This window comes from Stenotrophomonas sp. 71799_Sma (assembly GCF_056482505.1).
In genome coordinates this window covers 3,795,226-3,815,570 of record NZ_CM151202.1, presented here as the reverse complement: position 1 = coordinate 3,815,570, position 20,345 = coordinate 3,795,226, and the positions used below count along the sequence as shown (strand labels likewise).

The window sequence follows — 20,345 nt, the reverse complement described above, 5'->3', positions numbered from 1 at the left end:
GGGTCTCTGCTCCTTGTGTTTTGTGTCGTCTCTCGCCGTGACAGCGACAGAACCTATCCTTTTGCCGCCTCGGTCAAAAGATCGTCAACGGAGCGCGCAACCACATACCGGGCGGGGTTCTCACCAACCGCCAGCGCAGTGAAATGCGCCTTGCCGCATTCGATCTTGGCGCTTTCCTTGTCGCGCAGGTCGTCGGTGAACAGGCTGCTCTTGGTTTCCACCACGAAGTACAGGCGCTGAGCACCGTCTTCTTCCACCAGCACGGCCCAGTCGGGGTTGTAGCTGCCCAGTGGGGTGGGCACCTTGAACCAGCCCGGCAGCTTGGCGTAGAGCTTGATGGCCTCGTTCTTCTCCAGCCCGTTGGCAAAATCCCGCTCTGGGGTCGAGTCGTACACCACGTGCTCGTAGATCGACTTCTGGGTATCCAACAGCATGTTCTTCAGATAACCGGTCAGTTCCTCCTTCTCGAACAGCTCCTGCGCATAGACATGCTGGTCGCCGAGCTTCTGGTACTTGATGCCATCGACCAGGGCCAAGCGCTTGCAACGGTTGATGGTTTCGGCGGTCAATTCGATGAACTGCTGCGGATTGCGCTTGAAGTCGTCCAGGCGGCCGCTTCCCGTCAGGATGCTGACGATGGTGCGTCGGGTGAGCTGGGTGCGATCCTGCAGGTCGGTCAGCAAATCCGGCAGCTCAATATCCGCCTCGTCCAGCACCACGGTCGCCGCGCCCGCTTTCTCCGTCGCGGCGACACCCGCCTTGCCGATAGAGATGTCGGCCTTGCGCCATTGCAGCCGTGCTTTGGCAATCACCGGGGCCTTCTGCAACGCTGCGATGCAATCCGTCACCAGCTTGGCGTTATCGAACTGCACGCGGTACGTTGTCTGGTGCTTGATGCGGTCCCACAGTGCCTTGAACTCGTCGCTCAGATAAACGACCTTGCCATCCTTACCCTTGCGCAGCGGCACTTGCCTGCGCTCATCGGCATTCTTGATGTCCAGCCGGCCCGACACCTTGCGCAGCACTTCAGCAATCTGGGCTTTCTGCGCATCAAACTCGGCCGGCAGTTCCAAGGTGCCGTTCTTCAGCGCCGTTTTCAGTGAATCCTGCACCTTGCCTTTGGCATCTATATGGCCGGCGGCTTTCAGGTGCTCCCACAGTGCCTTTGATTGCTCGATGCCCAGCGGTGCGGCGTGCCCATCAGCGCCAGTCACGGCAATGGCGGCAAATTGATGCTGCTCCACAATGCCAAAGCGGATGCCTGTGTCTTTCTCGATTTCCTTCTGCAGGTTTTCGGCAAACTGTTCGTAGTTTTCCGTGGCCACCACGGTCAGGGTGTTGACCTCGAAGCCCCGTACCCGCTCGCCATCCTGGTTGACGCACAGGCGCAGGCCGCGACCAATGGTCTGGCGGCGCTCGCGCTCGGTCTGGATGTCGCGCAAGGTGCAAATCTGGAACACGTTGGGGTTGTCCCAGCCTTCCTTGAGGGCGGAGTGGGAGAAGATGAACTTCAGCGGCGTGCTGAAGGACAGCAGCTTCTCCTTCTCTTTCATGATCAGGTTGTAGGCGCGTTCGGCATTCTCCCGGTTACCCGCATTGTTCTCGGCGGTATCAAGCCAGCCGCCCTTCTTGTCGATGGAGAAATAGCCGTTGTGCACTTCTTCGGCGGCGGACTCCAGGTCGATCTCGGCAAACAAACTCTGGTAGGCCGGCAACTTGGCGGCACGGCGATATTCTTCCTCGAACATCTGCGCATACACGCCCTTGACCGGCTGGCCGTCCGCATCGTACTGACGGTACTTGTCCACCGCGTCGATGAAGAACAGGCTCAACACCTTGATCCCCAATGGACGCAGGTGCTTTTCCTTGTCCAGATGCTCCTTGATCGTGCGGCGGATCATCTCGCGTTGCACGGCCAGCGCATCCACATCACCGTGGGCCTGACCCGGCTGCAAAAACACTTCGCCGCCGGGGTAGCGCAGCTCCATGAACGCTTCGCCCTTGGCCGTATTGATCTCGCCCACCCGAAAATCGGCGTAGATCGCACGGCCATCGGCGCTCTGCTGAAGGTCGTCGCCATCGCTGACCGTCACCTCAGTCCTTTGCACGCCAGTGGCGGTCTGTTTATCCAGCTCGACCTTGGCGCTGATGCGGCCGCGCTTGTTTTCCACCTTCACCAGGCGCACGAAAGGCTTGTTGTGCGCATCCTCCACCGTGGCCGACGCCACCTCGATCTGCTTGACCAGCTTGCGCTCATAAGCATCCACGGCATCCAGGCGGAACACCATGTGGTGCTTGTCCACATGGGTAGCGGAATAGCGCAGCGTGCAGAGCGGGTTCATGGCATCCAGCGCTTCCTTGCCGCGTCCTTCAAGGCCGCCGTCCACACTTTGCGGTTCATCCACGATGATGATCGGCCGGGTGGCCTTGATCAGGTCGATGGGCTTCTCGCCGCCCGTCTTCTCGGTCTCTTTGTAGAGGTTGTTCACATCCTTCTTGTTGATGGCGCCCACCGTCACCACCATGATCTGGATGTTGGAACTAGTGGCGAAATTGCGCACCGGCCCGGGCTTGCCCGAGTCGTACAGGAAGTAATCGAAGGGCACGCCCGCGTAGAGCCCCTTGAAGTGTTCCTCGGTGATTTGCAGGGTCTTGTAGACGCCTTCCTTGATCGCCACCGAGGGCACCACGATCACGAACTTGCTGAAACCGTAGCGCTTGTTCAGCTCGAAGATCGAGCGCAGGTATACATAGGTCTTACCGGTGCCGGTCTCCATTTCCACCGTGAAGTCGCCGGAAGTCAGCGAGCCGGAAGGCGGCAGGCCACCGCGCAACTGGATGTCCGCGAGGTTCTTGAGCAGTTCATCGTCCAGCAGGGTCAAGCGGTTGCCAACGCCAAGGTCGGACTGCGCCACACCCAGTGACATCTGCACCTCATCGGGCAGTTTCATGGTCACCGTAAATTCGGTGCGGCAGACCTCCTGACCACGGAAAAGATCGCACACGGCCTCGATGGCCTGCATCTGATAGTCGAGGTTGGGCTCGAAGTGGAGTTTCATTGCGAACCTCCCTTACAAGCTACGCACGTTCTGGATGCCGTGCTGCTCCAGAATCGCGGCGAGGTTGGTTTTGGCAACGTCGTCGGCAAAGGCGCTGTCGCGGAACACGCAGGTGCTTTCTTTTCCAGCAGGGCCAGCGGGTGCCAGCTCCTTGTGCCAGGCGATGATGCCTTGGGCCAGTGGCTCCACCTGCTCACGGGTGATTTTTTCGGCCAGGCAAGCCAACAGCACGCCGCCGCCTACGGCATGTACATCTAGCCCTTCAATGCCGCGCTTTTCGATGGGTACGCAAAGATCAAGGCCGAGCTTGAGCAGCAGTTCGTACAACACATCGGCCTCGCTGCGGCCTTCGAGCAGGTGATCCTGATGGTCGAACAGTGTGGCTTCCAGATCGTGTGGTTTGGGATTCCAGGCTCGGATATTAGAGGTGTCGAGCTTGAATACGCGGAAGCCGGTGTCGCCCTGCCAGTCGAGGTTATCGGCTTTGATCTTGGTTCCGGAACGGCGTAGGCGTTCTTTAGTGAGCTCAGCGATATTCAGCGGCCGTCCAAGGTCTCCACAGTACTTTGCAGCAATCTTTTGCTGCTTGTCGCTTGCGTCAAGCGACTCTGGAAGTTGGACAAGAATGTAACGTCTGCTCCCGTTATCCTGACTGTTCAACTGCATCGTCGCCTCGCCCGTCGTGCCGCTGCCCGCAAAAAAATCCAGCACAACGGCGTGAGGGTCATCAGACGTGGTGTAGCGGATCAGTTTCGCAATCTCGTCCAGATCCTTTGGATTGTTGAAGACTTTCTTCCCCAATAGGGTCCGGAGATATTTCACCGAAACCTGGGATTGCTTGTAGAAGTAGCTACCCCTAACCTGAGTTGCGAATTCTTCTTCATCCTCGATATCGGCTGGTTCCTCAGGCGCATCAACATCAGTCGAACTGTCCGAATCAAGCTCCTGAGGAATCGGGCGGATATGTGCCTTTCGGAAGGGCGGCTCCGTGTGGTCTTGGCGAAACTCAACAAGCCCAAGTTTTATCTGGCGTTGCATTTCATCGGAAGATGAGTATCTCCAACCGGCCTCCGGCACAACGCACGGTTGATTTGTAACGGGATGAAGGACGTCATAGCGCGGCCCACCACCGCCCGGCCAGGAGATGTCACGATCCCGCCACGGCCCGTTTTGATCCACTCGCTTGTAGCGGCTCCACTTTTTAGCGGGGTGTGCTTTGGGCAAGTCGGAATACCAAGCTTGCAGCCCCTCTTCGATCAGGTTGTCTTGGATTCCATGCTGAACGCGCAGTTCGAGGTATTTATTCCAGATATCTCGGGCACCCGGCTTTTCTTCACGCCACAGCGTTTTCTGCTCTCGAAGGTAGCTCTGCGATTTTGCGTAGACAAGAACGTACTCATGTCCATTGGAAAAAAACTTGGCATCATTTTTTCTGCCTTTTTCCCATGTAAGGCAGGATAGAAAATTTTCTTCACCGAAGGCTTCATCCATCACGGAGCGCAGGTTCGTGATCTCATGCTCGTCGATACTGAGCAGGATTACCCCATCCTCTCGCAGTAAATTCCTCGCCAGCTTCAACCTTGGATACATCATGTTCAACCAGTCGGTATGAAAGCGCCCGCTGGCCTCGGTATTGCTGCTAATCTTCTCTCCACCCTCGATCTGCCCGGTCAGCTCCAGATAGTTCTTGATGTTGTCCTGAAAATTGTCCGGATACACAAAATCCTTGCCGGTGTTGTACGGCGGGTCGATATAGATCAGCTTGACCTTGCTGGCATAGCTTTTTTGCAGCAGCTTGAGCACTTCAAGGTTGTCGCCCTCGATCATCAGGTTCTGGGTGGTATCCCAGTCCACGCTGTCTTCCGGGCAGGGGCGCAGGGTGCCCGTGCTGGGCGTGAGCGCCAATTGCCGGGCGCGGCGCTTGCCATGCCAGTTGAGGCCGTATTTCTCGTCGGCATCGGTGACGGTGGCATCGCCCACCAGCGCCTTGAGTACGTCCACATTCACGGCCACGCCGCCCGCGCCCTCGGTGATCAGCTCCGGGAACAGCGCTTTGAGCTGTTCGATATTTCCCGCCACCAGATCGGCGGATTGGGCTTCTGGGCTGGTGGTATCGATTTTTTTAATGGTCATGGTGAGACTCTCCTCAAACTCGGTATTCTTTGGCATCAGGCATCCTGCAGGTCGCCCATCTGGCGATCAAAAGACTGGCGAATCAGGCCCATGACGTAGGGAAGCTCATCCAGGCTGGACAAGCCGACTTCTACATCGCCATTGCCCCAGCGGCCAAGGTTGGTGACATCGGTGCACAGCCCTTTGGGGTCATCGATCTCGCTGAATGGCATATTCAGCGACAGGCGCAAGCGTCTGGCCTGAGGGACAACATCCACGAAATTTGTCTCTGCCTTATAGGCGACATAGAGCTTGAGGTATTCCTCGTAGATGCACGGGTCCAACTCCAAAATTTCTTTGCGCAAGGCATCAAACAGTGTGCGAATGGTGCCGCTGGTCAGGTGCGGATGATCGTCGATGCCGTAGTGTTGCCCTGCGTTGGTTGCTGAAGGGCGATAGGCATCAAGGACGCTGCTATCCAGCTGCGGTGCAGCCCATACTTTGGCGGCTTCTCTAGCAAGGCGCTCGGCACGTGTTTTGATGGCACTTTCATCCCACTTTTCTACCTCACCCAATCCTTCGTTGATGTTGAGGGCGCTGTATTTGAAGCCGATTTTCTTGCCATCGGCATTGATGACCTGATCGCGCTTGTAGGCGAATGGATAGTCGCTGTACTCGCTGTTGTATCCCGTCAAGGTGAGATTGCCCAAGGTATGCAGATACTTCTGCTGAGTCTGTTGCCAATCGGGGCCGAGTTCCGCCTGCCACGCTGATGAAAGTACTTCGTTCTGCGGCAGGATGTGCTCGATGGTGTAGTCCTCAACCACGATGCGTTCCTTGCGTCCATGGTTTTCGAGACGACGCAACCAATAGCTACGGCTGCGGAAGTTGTACAGGTCGCGTTGTTTGAGCTCGCGCTGGAACTCCTCATCGCCTGGGAAGCGGCGATAGGACGGCAACAACAGGAACGCCGCCCGCACACTCTCCAGATAACGGTCTTTTTTCAGTGTCCGGCTCAGGCCTGGGAAGGTCTTGTTCAGCGAGTTGGTGGGAATGGCGCAGATGGCGCGGCGAAACACGTAGCTTTCAACCAAGCGAACGATGCTCACCAATTCGTCCGCAGCCAACCGTGCTTGCTTGTAGTCGTGATAGACATCAAGCAGGAAGGGATAGGCTACGTCTACCTTCAGCTCACGCAGATCGTGAAAAGCTTCTTTTAGTTTCGACTCCGTTTCCGCACCAAGCGCCATGGCGCAGTAGTAGCTGGCATAGGCGTGGATATCAGCAACAAGCGCAGTGGTATCAAGCTGGCTGGCGCGAGCGAAAGCCTTGAAGGCAGCATACACTTCGCGCACGTTGGGAATCTCACCTGTTTTGGCAGTGAGATAGTGACGCATAAAGGGATCGAAGTGCGTCACGTAGGCCTTCTGGCCGAACGATTTTTCCATCGGCCGCCAGTAACTCTGGTAAAGCTCAGTCTGGAGCTTTGGCTCCAATCCCATCAGGATGTAGTTGCGAATCAGATCGGCCTGGCTGAGCTCAAGGCCGGTGGAATTCATGCTCTCGAAGATGAGCTGAGGATTGTCCTGAGTGCGATCGAGCGACACCTCGACGATGAGCAATTTGGCCAACCCTTGGCAGATGGCTTTGAGCTCGTCCTGATGCTTGTTTATCAGCGCCTGAAAGAGCGTGTAGTTCTGCTCTATGCGGGTACTGATCTCCGCAGGCATCGGTGCGGATTTGATGATGGCCAACAACGTCTTCTTATCAGTTTCCGACAGAATGAGTTTGTAGTGGCGCTCGCCGTCCTCTTCAGGATTGAGCAGGTAGTAATTGTGCAGCTTTCGCGCGGAGAAACTGTCCAGCAATTCAGGCAGCTGATTGGCTTCAAAGTGCTTGGCCAGTGCTGCAATCAACAAGGTGCACGTGGTAAGACGTTGTTGTCCGTCGATGACCAGCAGTGCTTCCTGGGTGGTGACGGTGGACAGACCACGCTCCACATAAACGATGGAACCGATGAAATGGCCATTAATCTGCTCGTCACGACCCGACCTCAGCAAATCTGACCACAGCTGTTGGCACTGGGCTTCCGTCCAGGAGTAATTGCGCTGATAGATGGGAATGACGAACTGCGGAGATTTCTTCAAGAACTTGAGCAGGTTGGTTTCTGTGGCCTTCACTTCTATTCCTCAGAGATATTGAGCGATCTGCTGACGCTCGGCCAACAGTGCTTTTAATTGGAGATTGATTTCGACTTGGCGTGCCATCTGCTTTTCCTTCGCGCCTTGTGCCCGCAGGCGGCTGATCTCGCCTTCAAGCCGCTCGCAATCGGCCAGCGCCTGCCGACGCGCCGCCGCCTGCTCCGGCGTTGCCGTGGTTCGGTAGTTTCCTGTCCGCCGCGCAGCCTGCAGGGCCTGCACGCAATCCATCCAGCCTTGATAGAGGGCGTGCAACGAGGTCTGGGGCTGGTGTGCAATCGACAGGGATTGCACGAAGGCATGCTCGGCTTCGGAGCGTGCTGCGGCATCGGTCGCCGTGGCATTGGCGGTTGCGTGGGATAGCAAGGCCAACGTAAGGCTGCCGTCGAGCACCACTTTGCTGGCCTCGTTCTGCGCCCAGCGCTTGTGGGCCAGGGACAAGGCCACCGTTTGTCCTTCAACCAACAGCAACAGCACCGGATAAGGCACCGCACGGTGCACCAGTTCAGCCAGCCGCGAGCAACTGGCGGGTTTGACGGTACCCCGCAAGGTCACAACCAGCACTGCGATCTCAAGGTACTCGCGCTGCGCGTCCCGGTAGTCAGGCACGCCGATGGTGTTGGGCTTGAGCGCGGCGAACCACTGGATTTCTTCAATGGCATCGGTGATCAAGCGTTTGTCGGACGCCGTAGGCACACCATTCTCCAACAGCAGTTTCTTGGGGACGCGCTGCTCTACCCGGCAACTGTCGGGCAGGCCCAATGCCTGGATAACGGCGTGCGCGTCGATGACCGTCATGCTGCCTCCCTTTCCGGCAGCACCACCAGGAATGCCACCACCTCAAAATCACCGCTGCCGGCGAATTCGCCTTTCATGGCGTGCGTGCCGCCGGGCGTGAATAGACTGGCCACGGCCCGTTCCTCGTGCTTGCCGGCGACGGATGCCACTGCCGCCGCGAGCAGCTTCTGGGCATGGCGCATGTCTTCGCCCCCTTTGGTGGCCTTGTCGAACCGCGCGCAGGCACTTTCATCAGGTCGTTCGCGCCCCAGCGAAAGGCGCTTGAGGCGGTCCAGGATGCGTTTGGCCTGGGGGTAAGGCAGCAATACGGTTCCGTCATCGCCGACATGCACCAGGTAGTGCGGCGCGAGCGGGTAGTCGGACGATGCGGCGGGCTTTGCTGCCGGGCCGCAGGCTTGCAAGCAGAAGATCACGCCGGGGGGAATATCGGCATCCAGTGTCGTGGTCACCGCATAGGCTCCAAGGGGCTGGGTGTCGAGCTTGCCGGGGTGCGCCTTCAGATATTGCGCCAGATCGATGCGGAAGTCGGTCAGGGTGAGGTCGGTGATCGACACGCCGGTGGACAGGTCTTCCATGTCGATGACGGTGTCCTGCAATTTGAGCAACTGCTTGCGCCGGTATTCCAGATCGTTCATGGCGTTGCCGGATTGTTGCTCGATCAGGTTTTCTTCCCCTGTGGCCGAGACATCGAGCAGCACCATGCGACCGCTGACGCGCTGTTCCAGGTTGATGTATTCCTCCAACTCCATGTTGGGCCAGAAGTTCACGAGCTGGATGCGCTGGTTGGGCGAGCCGATGCGGTCGATGCGTCCGAAGCGCTGGATGATGCGCACCGGGTTCCAGTGGATGTCGTAGTTGATCAGCCAGTCGCAGTCTTGCAGGTTCTGCCCTTCGGAAATGCAGTCGGTGGCGATCAACAAGTCAATCTCGCCTTCAGCGGCCAGTTCGGCCGGGCGCTCCTTGGCGCGCGGCGCAAATGCCGACAGCACATCGCTCATGCCTTTGCGCAGACCGGGCAAGGTGGTCTGTATGCCGGCGCTCCCGGTGACCAGCGCAGCATCGACACCCAACGTGCTTTTGGCCCAGGGAGCGAGCTGCGCATAGAGATAGTGCGCCGTATCGGAAAAAGCAGTGAACACGATGATCTTGCGGTTGCCGGGGTTGATCGGATCGTGGCACTTGCGTTGGATCAAGTCGCGCAGTGCGGTCAGCTTGGCGTCGCGGGCGGCATCGATTTGTTTGGCAGCCGCCAGCAGGGTTGCCAGGCGGTTGCGGTCTTCCAGCAGATCCTGCTTCCAGCGGATCAGATCCACGTCATCCAGCAGCACCTTGACTTTGCGCCCGACCAACAAGGACTCGAACGCGGGGTCGTCGATATCGACGTCGGCAATGTCGATTTCCTCCAGTGCATCGGCATGCGACTCAATGCGGCCCAGCGTGGCCTCCACGTCCTTGAGCTGCCTTTGCAGTGTCAGGGTGAAGGAAGAAACGGCGCTTTCCATGCGTTTGAGCACGTTCACACGCAGGAGATGAATCAGGCTTTCTTCGCGGTCCGCTTGGCGGAAGAAGCTTTCTCCGCCGCGAATCTGCGTGCTGTACTTGGCGTCGTAGGCTTCCTGTTTGTGGGGCAGGACATAGCGCAGCGGCGCATAACTGGCCAAGGTGAGTCGGCGGATTTCCTGATTGATGTCGCGGATGGCGCGGAACTCGCCCGCAAGGTCAACGTCGGCCTTGATGTTGATCGGTGGCAGGCGATCCGGGAAGCGGCCTGTCTCGCTGGTGCCGTAGTATTTCTCCACGTGCCGCCGAGAGCGGGCGATGGTGAGATGGTCCAGCAAGGTGAAGTAGTCGAAACCCAGCATCTCCACCAGCCGGGTCGGTGTTTTTTCAGCTTCGTCCAGCGCCAGCCAGCGGTTGAACTGCGCCTGCGCCTTGCGGGTCGTGGCCTCGATGCTGGCGATGCCGTGCTCCATCAGGGCGGTGTCATCGCCTTCGGTGGCAAAGGCAATCTGGTTGCGCAGGTCGGCCAGGCGGTTGTTGACCGGTGTGGCCGAGAGCATCAGCACGCGGGTCTTGACGCCTTCGCGGATGATCCGCCGCATCAGGCGGTCGTAGCGCGACTCCTTGCCTTTGTGGGTGGCCTTGTTGCGGAAGTTGTGCGATTCGTCGATCACCACCAGGTCGTAGTTGCCCCAATTCACATGCGACAGATCGATATCGCCGGATGTGCCGCCATCGCGTGACAGGTCGGTGTGGTTGAGGACGTCGTAGTTGAAACGGTCGCCTGCAAGGACGTTGCGCTTGTCGTTGGCCTTGTAAAGCGTCCAGTTATCGCGCAGGCGCTTGGGCGCCAGCACCAGCACGCGGTCGTTGCGCAGTTCGTGGTACTTGATGATGGCCAGGGCTTCGAAGGTTTTGCCTAAGCCGACACTGTCGGCAATGATGCAGCCGCCAAAGCGGTTGAGTTTGTCGATCGCGCCCACCACGCCGTCGCGCTGGAACTTGAAGAGCTTCTTCCACACCACGGTATTGCGAATGCCGGTGGCGGACTTGACGATGCGCTCTTCATCCATCTCGTCGCCACTGTCACGAAACAGGTGATGCAACATCAATGTGTAGATGGTGAACGGGTCGCGGTGCTCACCAAGGGCTCGCAGCGCTTCGAGAACGGCATCACGCCCTTTGCTCTTGTCCTCCGAATCGGTGGCAGAAACGCTTTGCAGATTTGCCCACTGGTGATCGAACCATTGGGCAAGCTGCGCGGCCTCGTCAGCAGATTCCGATGCCTGAATCAAGCTCAATGGGTTGCCTGGCGTCAGGCCAAGGCCTGATGTGCTGAAGGCGAACGACCCCAGCACCACTTGTTCAGGCGTTCCATCGAGCCTGCGCATGACTGCTGCACCTTGAGGCACTGATCTTGATGCCCGCCGCAGATCAACCTTCTCACTGATCCACTTCGCGCACTGATTGGCCAACCAGCGTGCCTGCAGACGATTGCGCGCGGCACGGTCACCTTCCGAACCAAGGAGTTCAAGCACCGCATCGTCGGGAGGCACAATCAATTGGACCCGTTCCAGGGTGGACAGAGCCTCTCGGACTTCAGCGAAGGCGTAAAGAGAGAACGAAGGCGTCACGCAACCGAGCTGATTGCCACGCTTGAGATGAGGGCGGATCAAATCGATGACGCGCTGCGAACCGGTGTTGTGGATCAGCTTCATGGTCGTTCCCGTTCAGTCGTCTATCGACGCCTCTGTACTTGGCGATGCATATCCCGGCGCCAGCACAGCATTGCGCACACCGTAGATGGCAAGGTGGTCTTTCAACCAAAGCCGGTACTCGGGGCCGCGCAGGCTATGGTCGGGGGAACAATCGACACTCCATTTGCGCAGGATGTACCCGGCCGTGGCTGCACGCAGCTTCATCCGCAGCACGCCGCCCTGCATGCCGTAGTCCATTTCGGTGATCTCTGGCCGGGGCTGGTCCGGATGGGGAACCAGTTCCAGCTCGACGATCCGTGTCCACTGAATGTCCTGATCGCTCATCTCGTGAGCCGCCACTGGCTGGCCCTTGAGCACGACAGGGCGTCTGATCCGGGTGATGACGAAATCCCGGAAATCCTGGGATTTGCGGTCGAACGCGCGAACGTGCCAGCGCAGACCGTTGTCGATCAGCGCAAACGGAACGATCTCGCGCTCCGTGCGACCGCTTGAGATGGAGTGGTACTCGATGCCGAGCGGGCACTCGTAATGAATGGCCCGAGTGACGCTCGCCAAGATTGCCAGGTCAGGGTGAGTGAGCCGGGACGGGCTCTCGCTGGCCACCCACGCCTTGATGTGCATCGGTTCACCGTCGCCAAACCCCTGGGTCAGCCACGACAACACCCGCTCGGGTGGGAAATCGAAGATCGGCTGGAAGCTCGAACCCAGGACGTAGAACTTGCCTTTGCCGTCGTAGTCGATATTGCCCGGAGCCAAGTCCTTGTACAGCGCCAGATCCCTGGACGCGGCAGCGGACTGGATACCAAAACGCGCGACCAAGTCCTGGCGGCGCATCTCCCCAATGAAGCGCAGACGCAATTCCACGAACGCGAGGCGGTCACGCTGTGGCTGGGTGAGATCGGCAAGCTGTTGGTGGGGCATCCTGACTGGCTCGTTCGGGTTAGCGAATGCTCGTGTAAATTTCTGCAGAAAGTATATGGTCTGTGTGGAAAGACGTCTATAAATCTAAGTTGATTCACTAGTTAGCTGTATTATGATAACCATTTTTGAGGCGCAAATGAGTGATCCGGCGTGGACTGGCAGGCGCTTCAGTCCAGCGCAGCGCGCCAGGAGTGACGTGGACTGGACGTGCATCCAGCAGGTCACTGCGGACGAGAGCTGGTGCGAATAGATCGCTGATACGGAACAGGAGCACGACCCATGGAACTGCGACACCTTCGCTGCTTTGTGGCTCTCGCAGAAGAGCTGCACTTCACACGGGCCGCAGAGCGCCTGCATATCGAACAGCCACCCTTGTCCCGCGCCATCAAAGAGCTTGAGGATGATCTGGGTGTGGTGCTCTTCGAGCGCAACCGCCGAGGCACGGTACTGACCGAGGCGGGAGCAACGTTCCTGCAAGATGTGCGCAGAGTGTTCGCCGTCCTCAAACAGGCTCAGGAGAACGTACAGGCGGTCGCTGCGGGCCTGAGCGGAAGCCTTCGCATTGCCGTATCCGACGGTGCAATCGATCCCAGGCTGTCGGCCCTCCTGGCCCGCTGCCGCGAGGAAGAGCCGGAGATCGAGATTCGCCTGTCCGAAGTGCCGTTGGCCGATCAGTTGCGTGGTTTGCGCTCAGGTGACTTCTCGATCGGGTTTGCGCACACGGCGGAAGTCGGCGACGACATCGTTACCGAGCCACTCTGGCACGATCCGCTGGTGGTAGCCGTGCCCGCCCGGCATCCTTTACTTTCACACAAGGCTGTTCCGCTGCATCAGCTTGCGATCTACCCACTGGTCTTATGTGACCCGCAGGCATGCGAAGGCTACCATCGTGAACTGGCGCGGCTGCTGCGGCCTTTGGAGCGTCCACCCGACGTCGCCGAGCACGTGTCGTCATTGGACATGATGCTCACCCTGGTCGGTGCCGGCTACGGGGTAGGCTTCATCACCGAAACCAGGATCGCGGCGAGCCTGCGCCCCGACGTGGTGATCCGCCCTCTGGCCATGGATTCCGCAGTCATCACGACCTACTTGCTACGGCCCGCCGGCGAGGACTCGCCGGTGTCGGTGGAACGATTCATCGCGCGCCTGCGCGCGCACTCGGACGATTGATCCGCAGCGGCCAGGACTGGCTGCCTGAAGCCTGCCAGTGCGGTATCCGGAGGAGAAGTCTCGTCAATAATGTTCACTGGTGGTAAAATTCCAGGGTACTTACGCTCGTCGCAACCCGTGAGAAAGCAAGCGCCATGAATGTTGGACAAGCCATTCGACTGTGCCGAACGCAACGGGGCGTCTCTCAAAGCACCATTGCGAACCGAGCCAATTGCTCCGTGTCGTACTTGTCGATGCTTGAGAACAATAAGCGCGACCCGACACTTTCGACGGTTACAAGAATTGCCGAGGCATTGCATGTGCCTGTCGGCCTGCTGTTCGTTCTGGCTGCCGACCAAAGCGAACTGGGTGCGATAGACGAGCACGTCGCCGATCAGTTAATGCAGTCTGCGCTGGCATCACTGGGAGCATCGGCCAACATGACAGCGCAGGTGGGAGGCCACTATGGCTAATGCCGAACAACTCAAGGCGTTGGTGAAATCCCATATCGAGCGGGATGACCAGCACTTCTATTCCGTCGCCATGCAGGTCGCGGCTCGTGAAGCCAAGGTGGGGCATGGCAAGCTTGCCGAAGAACTGCGCGACATGATCGACGCGGCGAAAGCCCGTGTCTCATCGCATGGCACCGAGGGCAAACTGGTGCCATTGGCCCGTCCACGCGGTGAACTGGCGAACTTGCTGACGGTGTCCTACCCAAAGAATCGACTGTCGGACATGGTGCTCGATGCGGAGATGGCCGAACAGCTTGGCCGCATCATGAAGGAACAGAAGCACCATTCGCGTATCCGCGAGCATGGCCTGTCGCCGAGACGTAAATTGTTGCTGGTCGGCCCGCCTGGCACCGGCAAAACGATGACGGCCTCTGTGCTGGCCGGTGAACTGGGTATCCCGCTGTTTTCTGTTCGGCTGGATGCCCTGATTACCAAGTTCATGGGAGAGACCGCCGCCAAGCTGCGTCAAATATTCGATGCCATCAATGATGTGCGGGGTGTTTACTTCTTTGATGAGTTCGATGCCATCGGCTCGCAAAGAGGGCTGGCCAATGACGTGGGTGAGATTCGGCGGGTACTGAACAGCTTTCTGCAAATGATTGAAAGCGATCAATCCCATAGCCTGATCGTCGCAGCGACGAACCATGTGGAGATCCTTGACTACGCACTTTTCCGCCGGTTTGATGATGTGATCGAGTATCGGTTTCCAGGTGCGCCGCAAGCCGCCAGGCTGATCCAGTCGCGGCTTGGGAAGTTCGCGCCCAAACCTTTTCCACTCAAGGCGCTTACAAGCAGAGCGGAGGGTTTGAGCTACGCAGAGATTAAACGTGCAGTGGATGAGTCCATCAAGGAAGCGGTGATGCACGACGAGGCGTGTGTGAAGGTGGATATGCTGACACGCGCTCTCGATGAGCGCCGCAAATTAAGCTTCAGAATGAATCACAAGAAGGCCGTACCGAACCATGCCGGATCAGCCACAAGCTAAACGCCCACACTTCATTCTTCGAAATACATCAAAGACCGTCGGGTTTACCGCACATTCTCCGGGCGGTGGCCCAACGCAAAACGTACCGGCCTTGCCTCGGCCGCAACAGAGTGCGTCCCTCCGAGCACAAATCGAGATCTTGAAGCCTGCTGTGGCAGAGGCGGTGCGAGTTCAAGGGGAACTGCAACTGGAAAGTGGCCTTGGCTTGCAAATCCAGTTTTCCAGTCAACCGGATGTTGAGCTGGCGTTCGAGAGCTTGGCGGATGCTCGCAAGAGGATTGAGCTTCTCAGTGTTCGTCACGAGGGCAACCGGACCTTCGCCAATGTCTTTGTCCCTGATGGAAAGCTGGCGCATTTCGAGAAATACATTTCCGACTACCTCGAAGAGAAAAAGGATCGTAACGGCAAGGCGCGAGATCACCGCAAGCTGATCGATGCCATCGAATCCATCCGGGCAGCAGAAATCAGGGCTCTGTGGACTGACGCCCCCGAATTGCTGCCTGACGATCTCGCGACCGCCTTCTGGTGGGAGGTCTGGCTTCCGGTTCGAGGGGCGGGACAGCGGCAAATCGTTGTAGAGGACTTCAAGAAACTTGCTCGATTGGCGGAATGTGTCGTCAGTGACAAGCAGGTCAATTTCCCCGAACGCACGGTGCTGTTGATGTATGGATCGCAGCAGCAGTTCTCGCGGTCGGTGATGACGCTGAACTGTGTGGCTGAACTTCGCTATGCCAAGGAGACTGCTGAGTTCTTCGATGGCATGGGCGTACGCGAGCAGCAGGCGTGGGCGGACGACTTGCTGCGTCGTGCCCGGTTGCAGCCGTCGGACGATACGGCTCCCCGCGTCTGCCTGTTGGATTCCGGAGTGACTCGTGCGCATCCGCTCTTGGCGCCTTTGATGGATGCGAGCGATTTGCATACCGTGGAGCCGGCCTGGGGCGTGGATGATGAGGCTGATCATGGCACCGGCCTGGCGGGCTTGGCTGCCTATGGCGATCTCACGGATGCTCTGGCCTCTGCTGATTCAATCAATGTCCCTCATCGACTGGAGTCGGTGAAGCTGATACCGGCGGAAGGTGCGAATGAAGGTGATGCGCGCCACCACGCTTATCTTTTCACGGAAGGCGTCGCGCGGCCTGAAATCTCTGCGCCGAATCGGTCGCGCGTGTTTGCTTCGGCGGTGACGGCTTCGGACTACCGTGACCGTGGCCGTCCTTCCTCGTGGTCTGCTGCTGTCGATGGCCTTGCTGCGGATACCGATGGGGCTGGTGAAAGTCCGCGCCTGTTCGTGCTGTCCGCCGGCAACACGCGCGACCCCAATGCGTGGGCTGGATATCCCGATAGCCTTTCCACCAATCTCGTGCATGACCCCGGCCAGGCATGGAACGCAATCACGGTGGGTGCTTGTACTGACAAGATCGACACGGAAGGTCATCCTTCCTTGAGCCCCGTCGCCGAAGCCGGCGGCCTCAGCCCCTTCACGACGACAACCAGAACGTGGGATCGGGCATGGCCGTTGAAGCCCGAGGTTGTGCTGGAAGGAGGCAATACGGCCAAGGATGAACTGGGTGCGGTCGGTATGGCCAGCCTGAACTTGCTGACGACCCACAACCAGCCGCTGGATCGCCTGTTCACCACCAGCAACGCCACCAGTGCCGCGTCGGCATTGTGTGCGGGAATGGTGGCTCAGATCATGGCGGCCTATCCGCACCTCCGGCCGGAAACCGTGCGTGCGTTGCTGGTGCATTCTGCGCAATGGAGCGAGGCCATGCGCGGGATGTTCCTGCCCGTGGTGCCGAACAAGGACGATTACGTTCACTTGATTCGCCATTGCGGCTGGGGAGTCCCGGATTTGAACCGGGCACTATGGAGCGCGGGAGACTCGCTGACCTTGCTGGTTGAGGACGTGGTACAGCCTTACGCGAAGGTTTCAGGCAAGGTCGTGACGCGCGACATGAATTTGCATTCCTTGCCTTGGCCGAAGGATGAGTTGGAGGCATTGCAGGACACGCCCGTCGAGATGCGTGTCACGCTCTCCTACTTCATCGAACCCAATCCTTCGGCACGTGGTGTGGCCTCGAAGTATCACTACCCTTCGCATCGCCTGCGATTCGATGTGCAGCGTCCGCTGGATGCATCCACCGAGCATTTTGTCGCACGGGTGAATGCGGCAGCGCAGCGCGAGGATGAGGGTGACCCTGTGAACCCCTCAGATCCCAATTGGCTGTTGGGCGAACGGCAGCGGCATCGTGGTTCGCTGCATCAGGATGTCTGGAAAGGTACGGCGGCTGACTTGGCCAGCCGTGGCTTCATTGCTGTGTATCCTTCGGCTGGGTGGTGGCGGACACGGCCTGCGCTGGAACGTTATGGCCTGCCGGCGCGATATAGCTTGGTGGTATCCATTCAGACCCAGCAGACGGACGTTGATCTTTACGCTGCTATTTCCCAGAAAATCCCTGTGGCTAATGTTGTGGTTGTCGATACGTAAGAGGCATTCCAGTGTTCCGCTGTCGGGCTAAGCACCCGCCCGGCGCCGTTGGCTGCGACAGCTTGCGCTGCCAATATCCGAAAAGACACTTACGACCGCTATGCCGAATCTTGCGGCTCACTGCCCGCGCTGAGGTTCTTTTCAGTCGCGGCCATCAATTCGCTGGCGCTTATCCCGAGTGCGGCAGCGATTTTCAGTATCAAAGGCAGCGTCGGCACATGCTCCCCGCGTTCGATCTTGCCCATGTGCGAACGCGATATTCCCGCCTGATACGCAAAATCGTCTTGAGCGACCCCCTGCGCGACGCGAGCGGCACGCACGGCCCGCCCGAAAGCTAATGCTGGTTCGGATTCATATGTGGGTGTGCCAGGTGGACGACCTGGCTGAATAGTAAGCTTCTGCATCAACAGAAGCGTCAAACAATCCTCTTAAATTAACCACGTTAAACATATAGACGTTAAACTTCTCTCTTTACTATGATGCTGGTTTGCCCTTGACCTGCTTCGTCGCTTCTGTAGGTTCTCCGTGGACAACATCACCAGCCAACCCGCCCACCTCAGGCTTGCGATTGCGCCAGGCGTATCGTCATCTCAGCTCTCGGCGCTGCTCGCGCTGCAACGAGCGGAAGAACCCGAGGTCAGCATCACGTTCTTTGAAGTGGCAGGTGACGAGCTGCTTGATGGGCTTCGTGAAGGCCGCTACGACGTGGGAATGTCGCTTCAAGGAGCGAGCGATCCGGCCCTGGAAACCCAGCCCTTGTGGATTGAGCACATGGCCGTTGCGATACCGCTGAGGCTTCCCTTGCTTGAGCAGGCATCGCTCACCATCGCCGACCTCCAGAACTATCCGATCTTTCGCTGGGAGGCTGAGACCTGTTCTTCGCTGGATCGTCGGCTGCTCGCGCGTCTGCCTGCTGACCCGCAGAACCTTCAGTACGTGACTTCCTTCGAGATGATGGCGCTATGGGTTTCTGCCGGCTACGGTGTCGGGGTATCCGCACAATCGCGTATCAAGCACGCCCCTGGATGGGGAGTCAGCATGCGACCACTGGACGACGGCCCCTACGAAATCGTGGCGCACCTGCATAGGCCCCAGGGGCAAGCGAACCCTGTTTCCGAACGGTTCGAGCGCAGGGCACTGCAGATCGCAAAAGCGCTCCCTTCCTGATCGCAGTGGCTGTCGGTAGCTGCCAGCAGAAGGCGGTGGATTTATGCCTTTCGCCAAGAGGGGTGATGTGGTACATTCAGAGGCCACTTCTGGTTTTAATAACCAGAAAAAATCTTTATTAATCAATGGGTTGGCTGCCTTGGGTGATTCCCATCGCCCGCTCCATGTCTCCAGGGTGTTCACCCCAGGCAGACGCGGCGCAATCGTTGAACCACACCCCAGTCCAGCGTGTGGCAACGGCGCCGGAACCTCATTCTTCAATGCGTCGGGCTGTGGCTCTTCCGAACCACAGCCCGGGTGGCTTATGCGCCCGCTTGCGCAGCCGCGTCCTTGGCCGCGGCAGTGACGGAACTCCCGAAACCGGTATAGGTCGATCCGTTGCAGTGCAGGTATGCGCGGAAGACGACGCCATTCAACTCGGCGTTGTCAAAATAGCAGTGCGTACCGGTCTTGGATGATTTCTTCACAAGCCGCATTGCCATTGCGTTTGAATCGTCGACGCTGGAGCCAAGACCGGCAACGCTCCAGGACTGGCCCGGGCGGTTGCAGGTGTAGGGATACTTATAGCCATGCGCCGACCCATAGTAGTAGTCGACATTGCACCAGGCCTGCGTCGCCGCCAGGTTGATGGCCAGCTCAAGTACGTTCTGTCCCGCAGTGGTGGTCGTCATGCCATAGGCGGAAAGCGGTGTGGAACTGCATTCCGCTTTGATGCCAACACCCGGTGCCGGGATGCTGACATAGGGATCGCGTGCGAAGACACTGCAGACGGGTCCTTCCTCGGCGACGGCAAGGAAGCCATTGGCGTTGGCCGTCGCAGCATCGATATTGCTGCCAACGCCAGCGACCGTTCCATTCGTGCCGCAGCGCCGGATCACCACCCCTCCGCCGTTCGGCAGCATGTCCATGCCGGGGTCGCAGATGCCAGGCCCGATCGAAGCCCCCGCGGCTCTGGTGTAGTCACCTTCCGCGTTTGCGGCCATCGGGGCCTGGGTGGAAAGCAGTGCCAGCATCAGCGGAAAAGAAATCGCAGCCATTCAAAACCTCGAATCCATGAGTGAGTCGTGACGCTAGCAGAGGCGCCATTCTGGAAAACTGGAATTCGACCAATCCGCCACTGCTGCAAGCCAGTGATCCGATTCAGAATGCCCACGTCTATGGAAATGTGCGGTAGTTCGCGCTGCGTCTCTGGCTGCGCGGCTGCCGCGGCGGGCTCCTGCAACCTCCGCTGTCTGCCGGGCCCGCTGGGCCGCAGGGTTCAGTTGGTGCTGGGCTTGGGGATGCTAAAAGATCGTTAACCCTTGCCTCCCATCGTCCGCTGCCCGGAGCGCGAATGATCCCCGCACTTTTGCCCCTCAGGCGTTGCTTTGATTTTTCAGGGCGATCCAACCGGAAGGAGTTCTGGTCGTACTCCCTGTCTGCTGCCCTTGTGGTGGCAGTGGGCTACACCTTGATGGACGGCGGATACTGGCTGACGGGCACCGTGCTGCTCGACGGGGAGGCCTTCGAGCCATTCCGGACGCTGGGGTGGGTCATGACGGTCTGCGCGGTCATCGTCCTCCTTCCGCCCATGCTGGCCCTGGCCGTTCGACGACTGCACGACATCGACGAGTCCGGCTGGTACGTCGTGATCGCCTTCATCCCGTTGGGTGTGTTCGTCCTCTTCCCGGTCATGCTTCTGCCGGGCAACGAGGAAGAGAATCGATTCGGCGGTGTTTCCGGCCTGCCGGGTGCCTGA

At 58.7% G+C, this 20,345-nt stretch carries 14 protein-coding genes; 6 read left to right on the top strand and 8 right to left on the bottom strand.

Going from position 1 to position 20,345, the window contains the following annotated elements; translation table 11 throughout:
• Positions 1 to 53: 53 nt before the first annotated feature.
• From ACZK4Z_RS17655 to ACZK4Z_RS17630, 6 genes are read right to left on the bottom strand one after another with little or no spacing between them, the layout of a single operon-like run.
• Positions 54 to 3,059: a type III restriction-modification system endonuclease gene (locus tag ACZK4Z_RS17655; RefSeq protein WP_003160810.1), complete on the bottom strand. Its 3,006-nt coding sequence runs from the start codon at positions 3,057 to 3,059 to the stop codon at positions 54 to 56.
• Positions 3,060 to 3,071: 12 nt separating this feature from the next.
• On the bottom strand, positions 3,072 to 5,228 hold the full coding sequence (locus ACZK4Z_RS17650; protein WP_003158913.1) for a site-specific DNA-methyltransferase: 2,157 nt from the start codon (positions 5,226 to 5,228) through the stop codon (positions 3,072 to 3,074).
• Positions 5,228 to 7,351, bottom strand: coding sequence for a GmrSD restriction endonuclease domain-containing protein (locus ACZK4Z_RS17645; RefSeq protein WP_003158912.1), 2,124 nt, complete (start codon positions 7,349 to 7,351; stop codon positions 5,228 to 5,230). The genes ACZK4Z_RS17650 and ACZK4Z_RS17645 overlap by 1 nt, the downstream gene beginning before the upstream one ends.
• A 9-nt stretch (positions 7,352 to 7,360) precedes the next feature.
• Positions 7,361 to 8,167 carry a DUF4391 domain-containing protein gene (locus ACZK4Z_RS17640; protein WP_003158911.1) on the bottom strand — a complete coding sequence of 269 codons (807 nt, stop codon included), beginning with the start codon at positions 8,165 to 8,167 and terminating at the stop codon, positions 7,361 to 7,363.
• Entirely contained in the window at positions 8,164 to 11,385 is a 3,222-nt protein-coding gene (locus ACZK4Z_RS17635; RefSeq protein WP_003160812.1) for a helicase-related protein, read from the bottom strand. The genes ACZK4Z_RS17640 and ACZK4Z_RS17635 overlap by 4 nt, the downstream gene beginning before the upstream one ends.
• Before the next feature lie 12 nt (positions 11,386 to 11,397).
• Positions 11,398 to 12,306, bottom strand: coding sequence for a WYL domain-containing transcriptional regulator (locus tag ACZK4Z_RS17630; protein WP_003158909.1), 909 nt, complete (start codon positions 12,304 to 12,306; stop codon positions 11,398 to 11,400).
• A 279-nt stretch (positions 12,307 to 12,585) separates the two neighbouring features.
• On the opposite strand from ACZK4Z_RS17630, the gene ACZK4Z_RS17625 reads away from it, so the two are divergent.
• From ACZK4Z_RS17625 to ACZK4Z_RS17610, 4 genes are all read left to right on the top strand, one after another.
• Complete coding sequence (locus ACZK4Z_RS17625; protein ID WP_003158908.1) at positions 12,586 to 13,476, top strand: LysR family transcriptional regulator; 891 nt, start codon at positions 12,586 to 12,588, stop codon at positions 13,474 to 13,476.
• Between the two features lie 134 nt (positions 13,477 to 13,610).
• The gene (locus tag ACZK4Z_RS17620) at positions 13,611 to 13,928 is read left to right on the top strand and encodes a helix-turn-helix domain-containing protein (RefSeq protein WP_023464296.1); all 318 of its coding nucleotides are present in this window, start codon (positions 13,611 to 13,613) and stop codon (positions 13,926 to 13,928) included.
• Positions 13,921 to 14,952, top strand: coding sequence for an AAA family ATPase (locus ACZK4Z_RS17615; protein ID WP_003158906.1), 1,032 nt, complete (start codon positions 13,921 to 13,923; stop codon positions 14,950 to 14,952). Before ACZK4Z_RS17620 ends, ACZK4Z_RS17615 begins: the two co-directional genes overlap by 8 nt.
• A gap of 139 nt (positions 14,953 to 15,091) precedes the next feature.
• Entirely contained in the window at positions 15,092 to 17,440 is a 2,349-nt protein-coding gene (locus ACZK4Z_RS17610) for a S8 family peptidase (RefSeq protein WP_176031468.1), read from the top strand.
• Positions 17,441 to 17,538: 98 nt separating this feature from the next.
• Here the strand turns inward: ACZK4Z_RS17610 and ACZK4Z_RS17605 are convergent, their stop codons facing one another.
• Positions 17,539 to 17,844 carry a helix-turn-helix domain-containing protein gene (locus ACZK4Z_RS17605; protein ID WP_003158903.1) on the bottom strand — a complete coding sequence of 102 codons (306 nt, stop codon included), beginning with the start codon at positions 17,842 to 17,844 and terminating at the stop codon, positions 17,539 to 17,541.
• A gap of 121 nt (positions 17,845 to 17,965) precedes the next feature.
• On the opposite strand from ACZK4Z_RS17605, the gene ACZK4Z_RS17600 reads away from it, so the two are divergent.
• Complete coding sequence (locus ACZK4Z_RS17600; RefSeq protein WP_003158902.1) at positions 17,966 to 18,607, top strand: substrate-binding domain-containing protein; 642 nt, start codon at positions 17,966 to 17,968, stop codon at positions 18,605 to 18,607.
• Between the two features lie 302 nt (positions 18,608 to 18,909).
• On the opposite strand, the gene ACZK4Z_RS17595 is transcribed toward ACZK4Z_RS17600, so the two are convergent.
• The gene (locus tag ACZK4Z_RS17595; protein ID WP_125892726.1) at positions 18,910 to 19,644 is read right to left on the bottom strand and encodes a hypothetical protein; all 735 of its coding nucleotides are present in this window, start codon (positions 19,642 to 19,644) and stop codon (positions 18,910 to 18,912) included.
• A 296-nt stretch (positions 19,645 to 19,940) separates the two neighbouring features.
• On the opposite strand from ACZK4Z_RS17595, the gene ACZK4Z_RS17590 reads away from it, so the two are divergent.
• Entirely contained in the window at positions 19,941 to 20,345 is a 405-nt protein-coding gene (locus ACZK4Z_RS17590) for a DUF805 domain-containing protein (RefSeq protein WP_049425112.1), read from the top strand.

Excerpts from the sequence above, each read along its gene's own strand:
- ACZK4Z_RS17605 (WP_003158903.1), bottom strand. The coding sequence starts at position 17,844 with ATGCAGAAGCTTACTATTCAGCCAGGTCGTCCACCTGGCACACCCACA.
- ACZK4Z_RS17650 (WP_003158913.1), bottom strand. The coding sequence starts at position 5,228 with ATGCCAAAGAATACCGAGTTTGAGGAGAGTCTCACCATGACCATTAAA.
- ACZK4Z_RS17615 (WP_003158906.1), top strand. The coding sequence starts at position 13,921 with ATGGCTAATGCCGAACAACTCAAGGCGTTGGTGAAATCCCATATCGAG.
- ACZK4Z_RS17590 (WP_049425112.1), top strand. The coding sequence starts at position 19,941 with ATGATCCCCGCACTTTTGCCCCTCAGGCGTTGCTTTGATTTTTCAGGG.
- ACZK4Z_RS17635 (WP_003160812.1), bottom strand. The coding sequence starts at position 11,385 with ATGAAGCTGATCCACAACACCGGTTCGCAGCGCGTCATCGATTTGATC.
- ACZK4Z_RS17595 (WP_125892726.1), bottom strand. The coding sequence starts at position 19,644 with ATGGCTGCGATTTCTTTTCCGCTGATGCTGGCACTGCTTTCCACCCAG.
- ACZK4Z_RS17655 (WP_003160810.1), bottom strand. The coding sequence starts at position 3,059 with ATGAAACTCCACTTCGAGCCCAACCTCGACTATCAGATGCAGGCCATC.
- ACZK4Z_RS17620 (WP_023464296.1), top strand. The coding sequence starts at position 13,611 with ATGAATGTTGGACAAGCCATTCGACTGTGCCGAACGCAACGGGGCGTC.
- ACZK4Z_RS17625 (WP_003158908.1), top strand. The coding sequence starts at position 12,586 with ATGGAACTGCGACACCTTCGCTGCTTTGTGGCTCTCGCAGAAGAGCTG.
- ACZK4Z_RS17630 (WP_003158909.1), bottom strand. The coding sequence starts at position 12,306 with ATGCCCCACCAACAGCTTGCCGATCTCACCCAGCCACAGCGTGACCGC.
- ACZK4Z_RS17640 (WP_003158911.1), bottom strand. The coding sequence starts at position 8,167 with ATGACGGTCATCGACGCGCACGCCGTTATCCAGGCATTGGGCCTGCCC.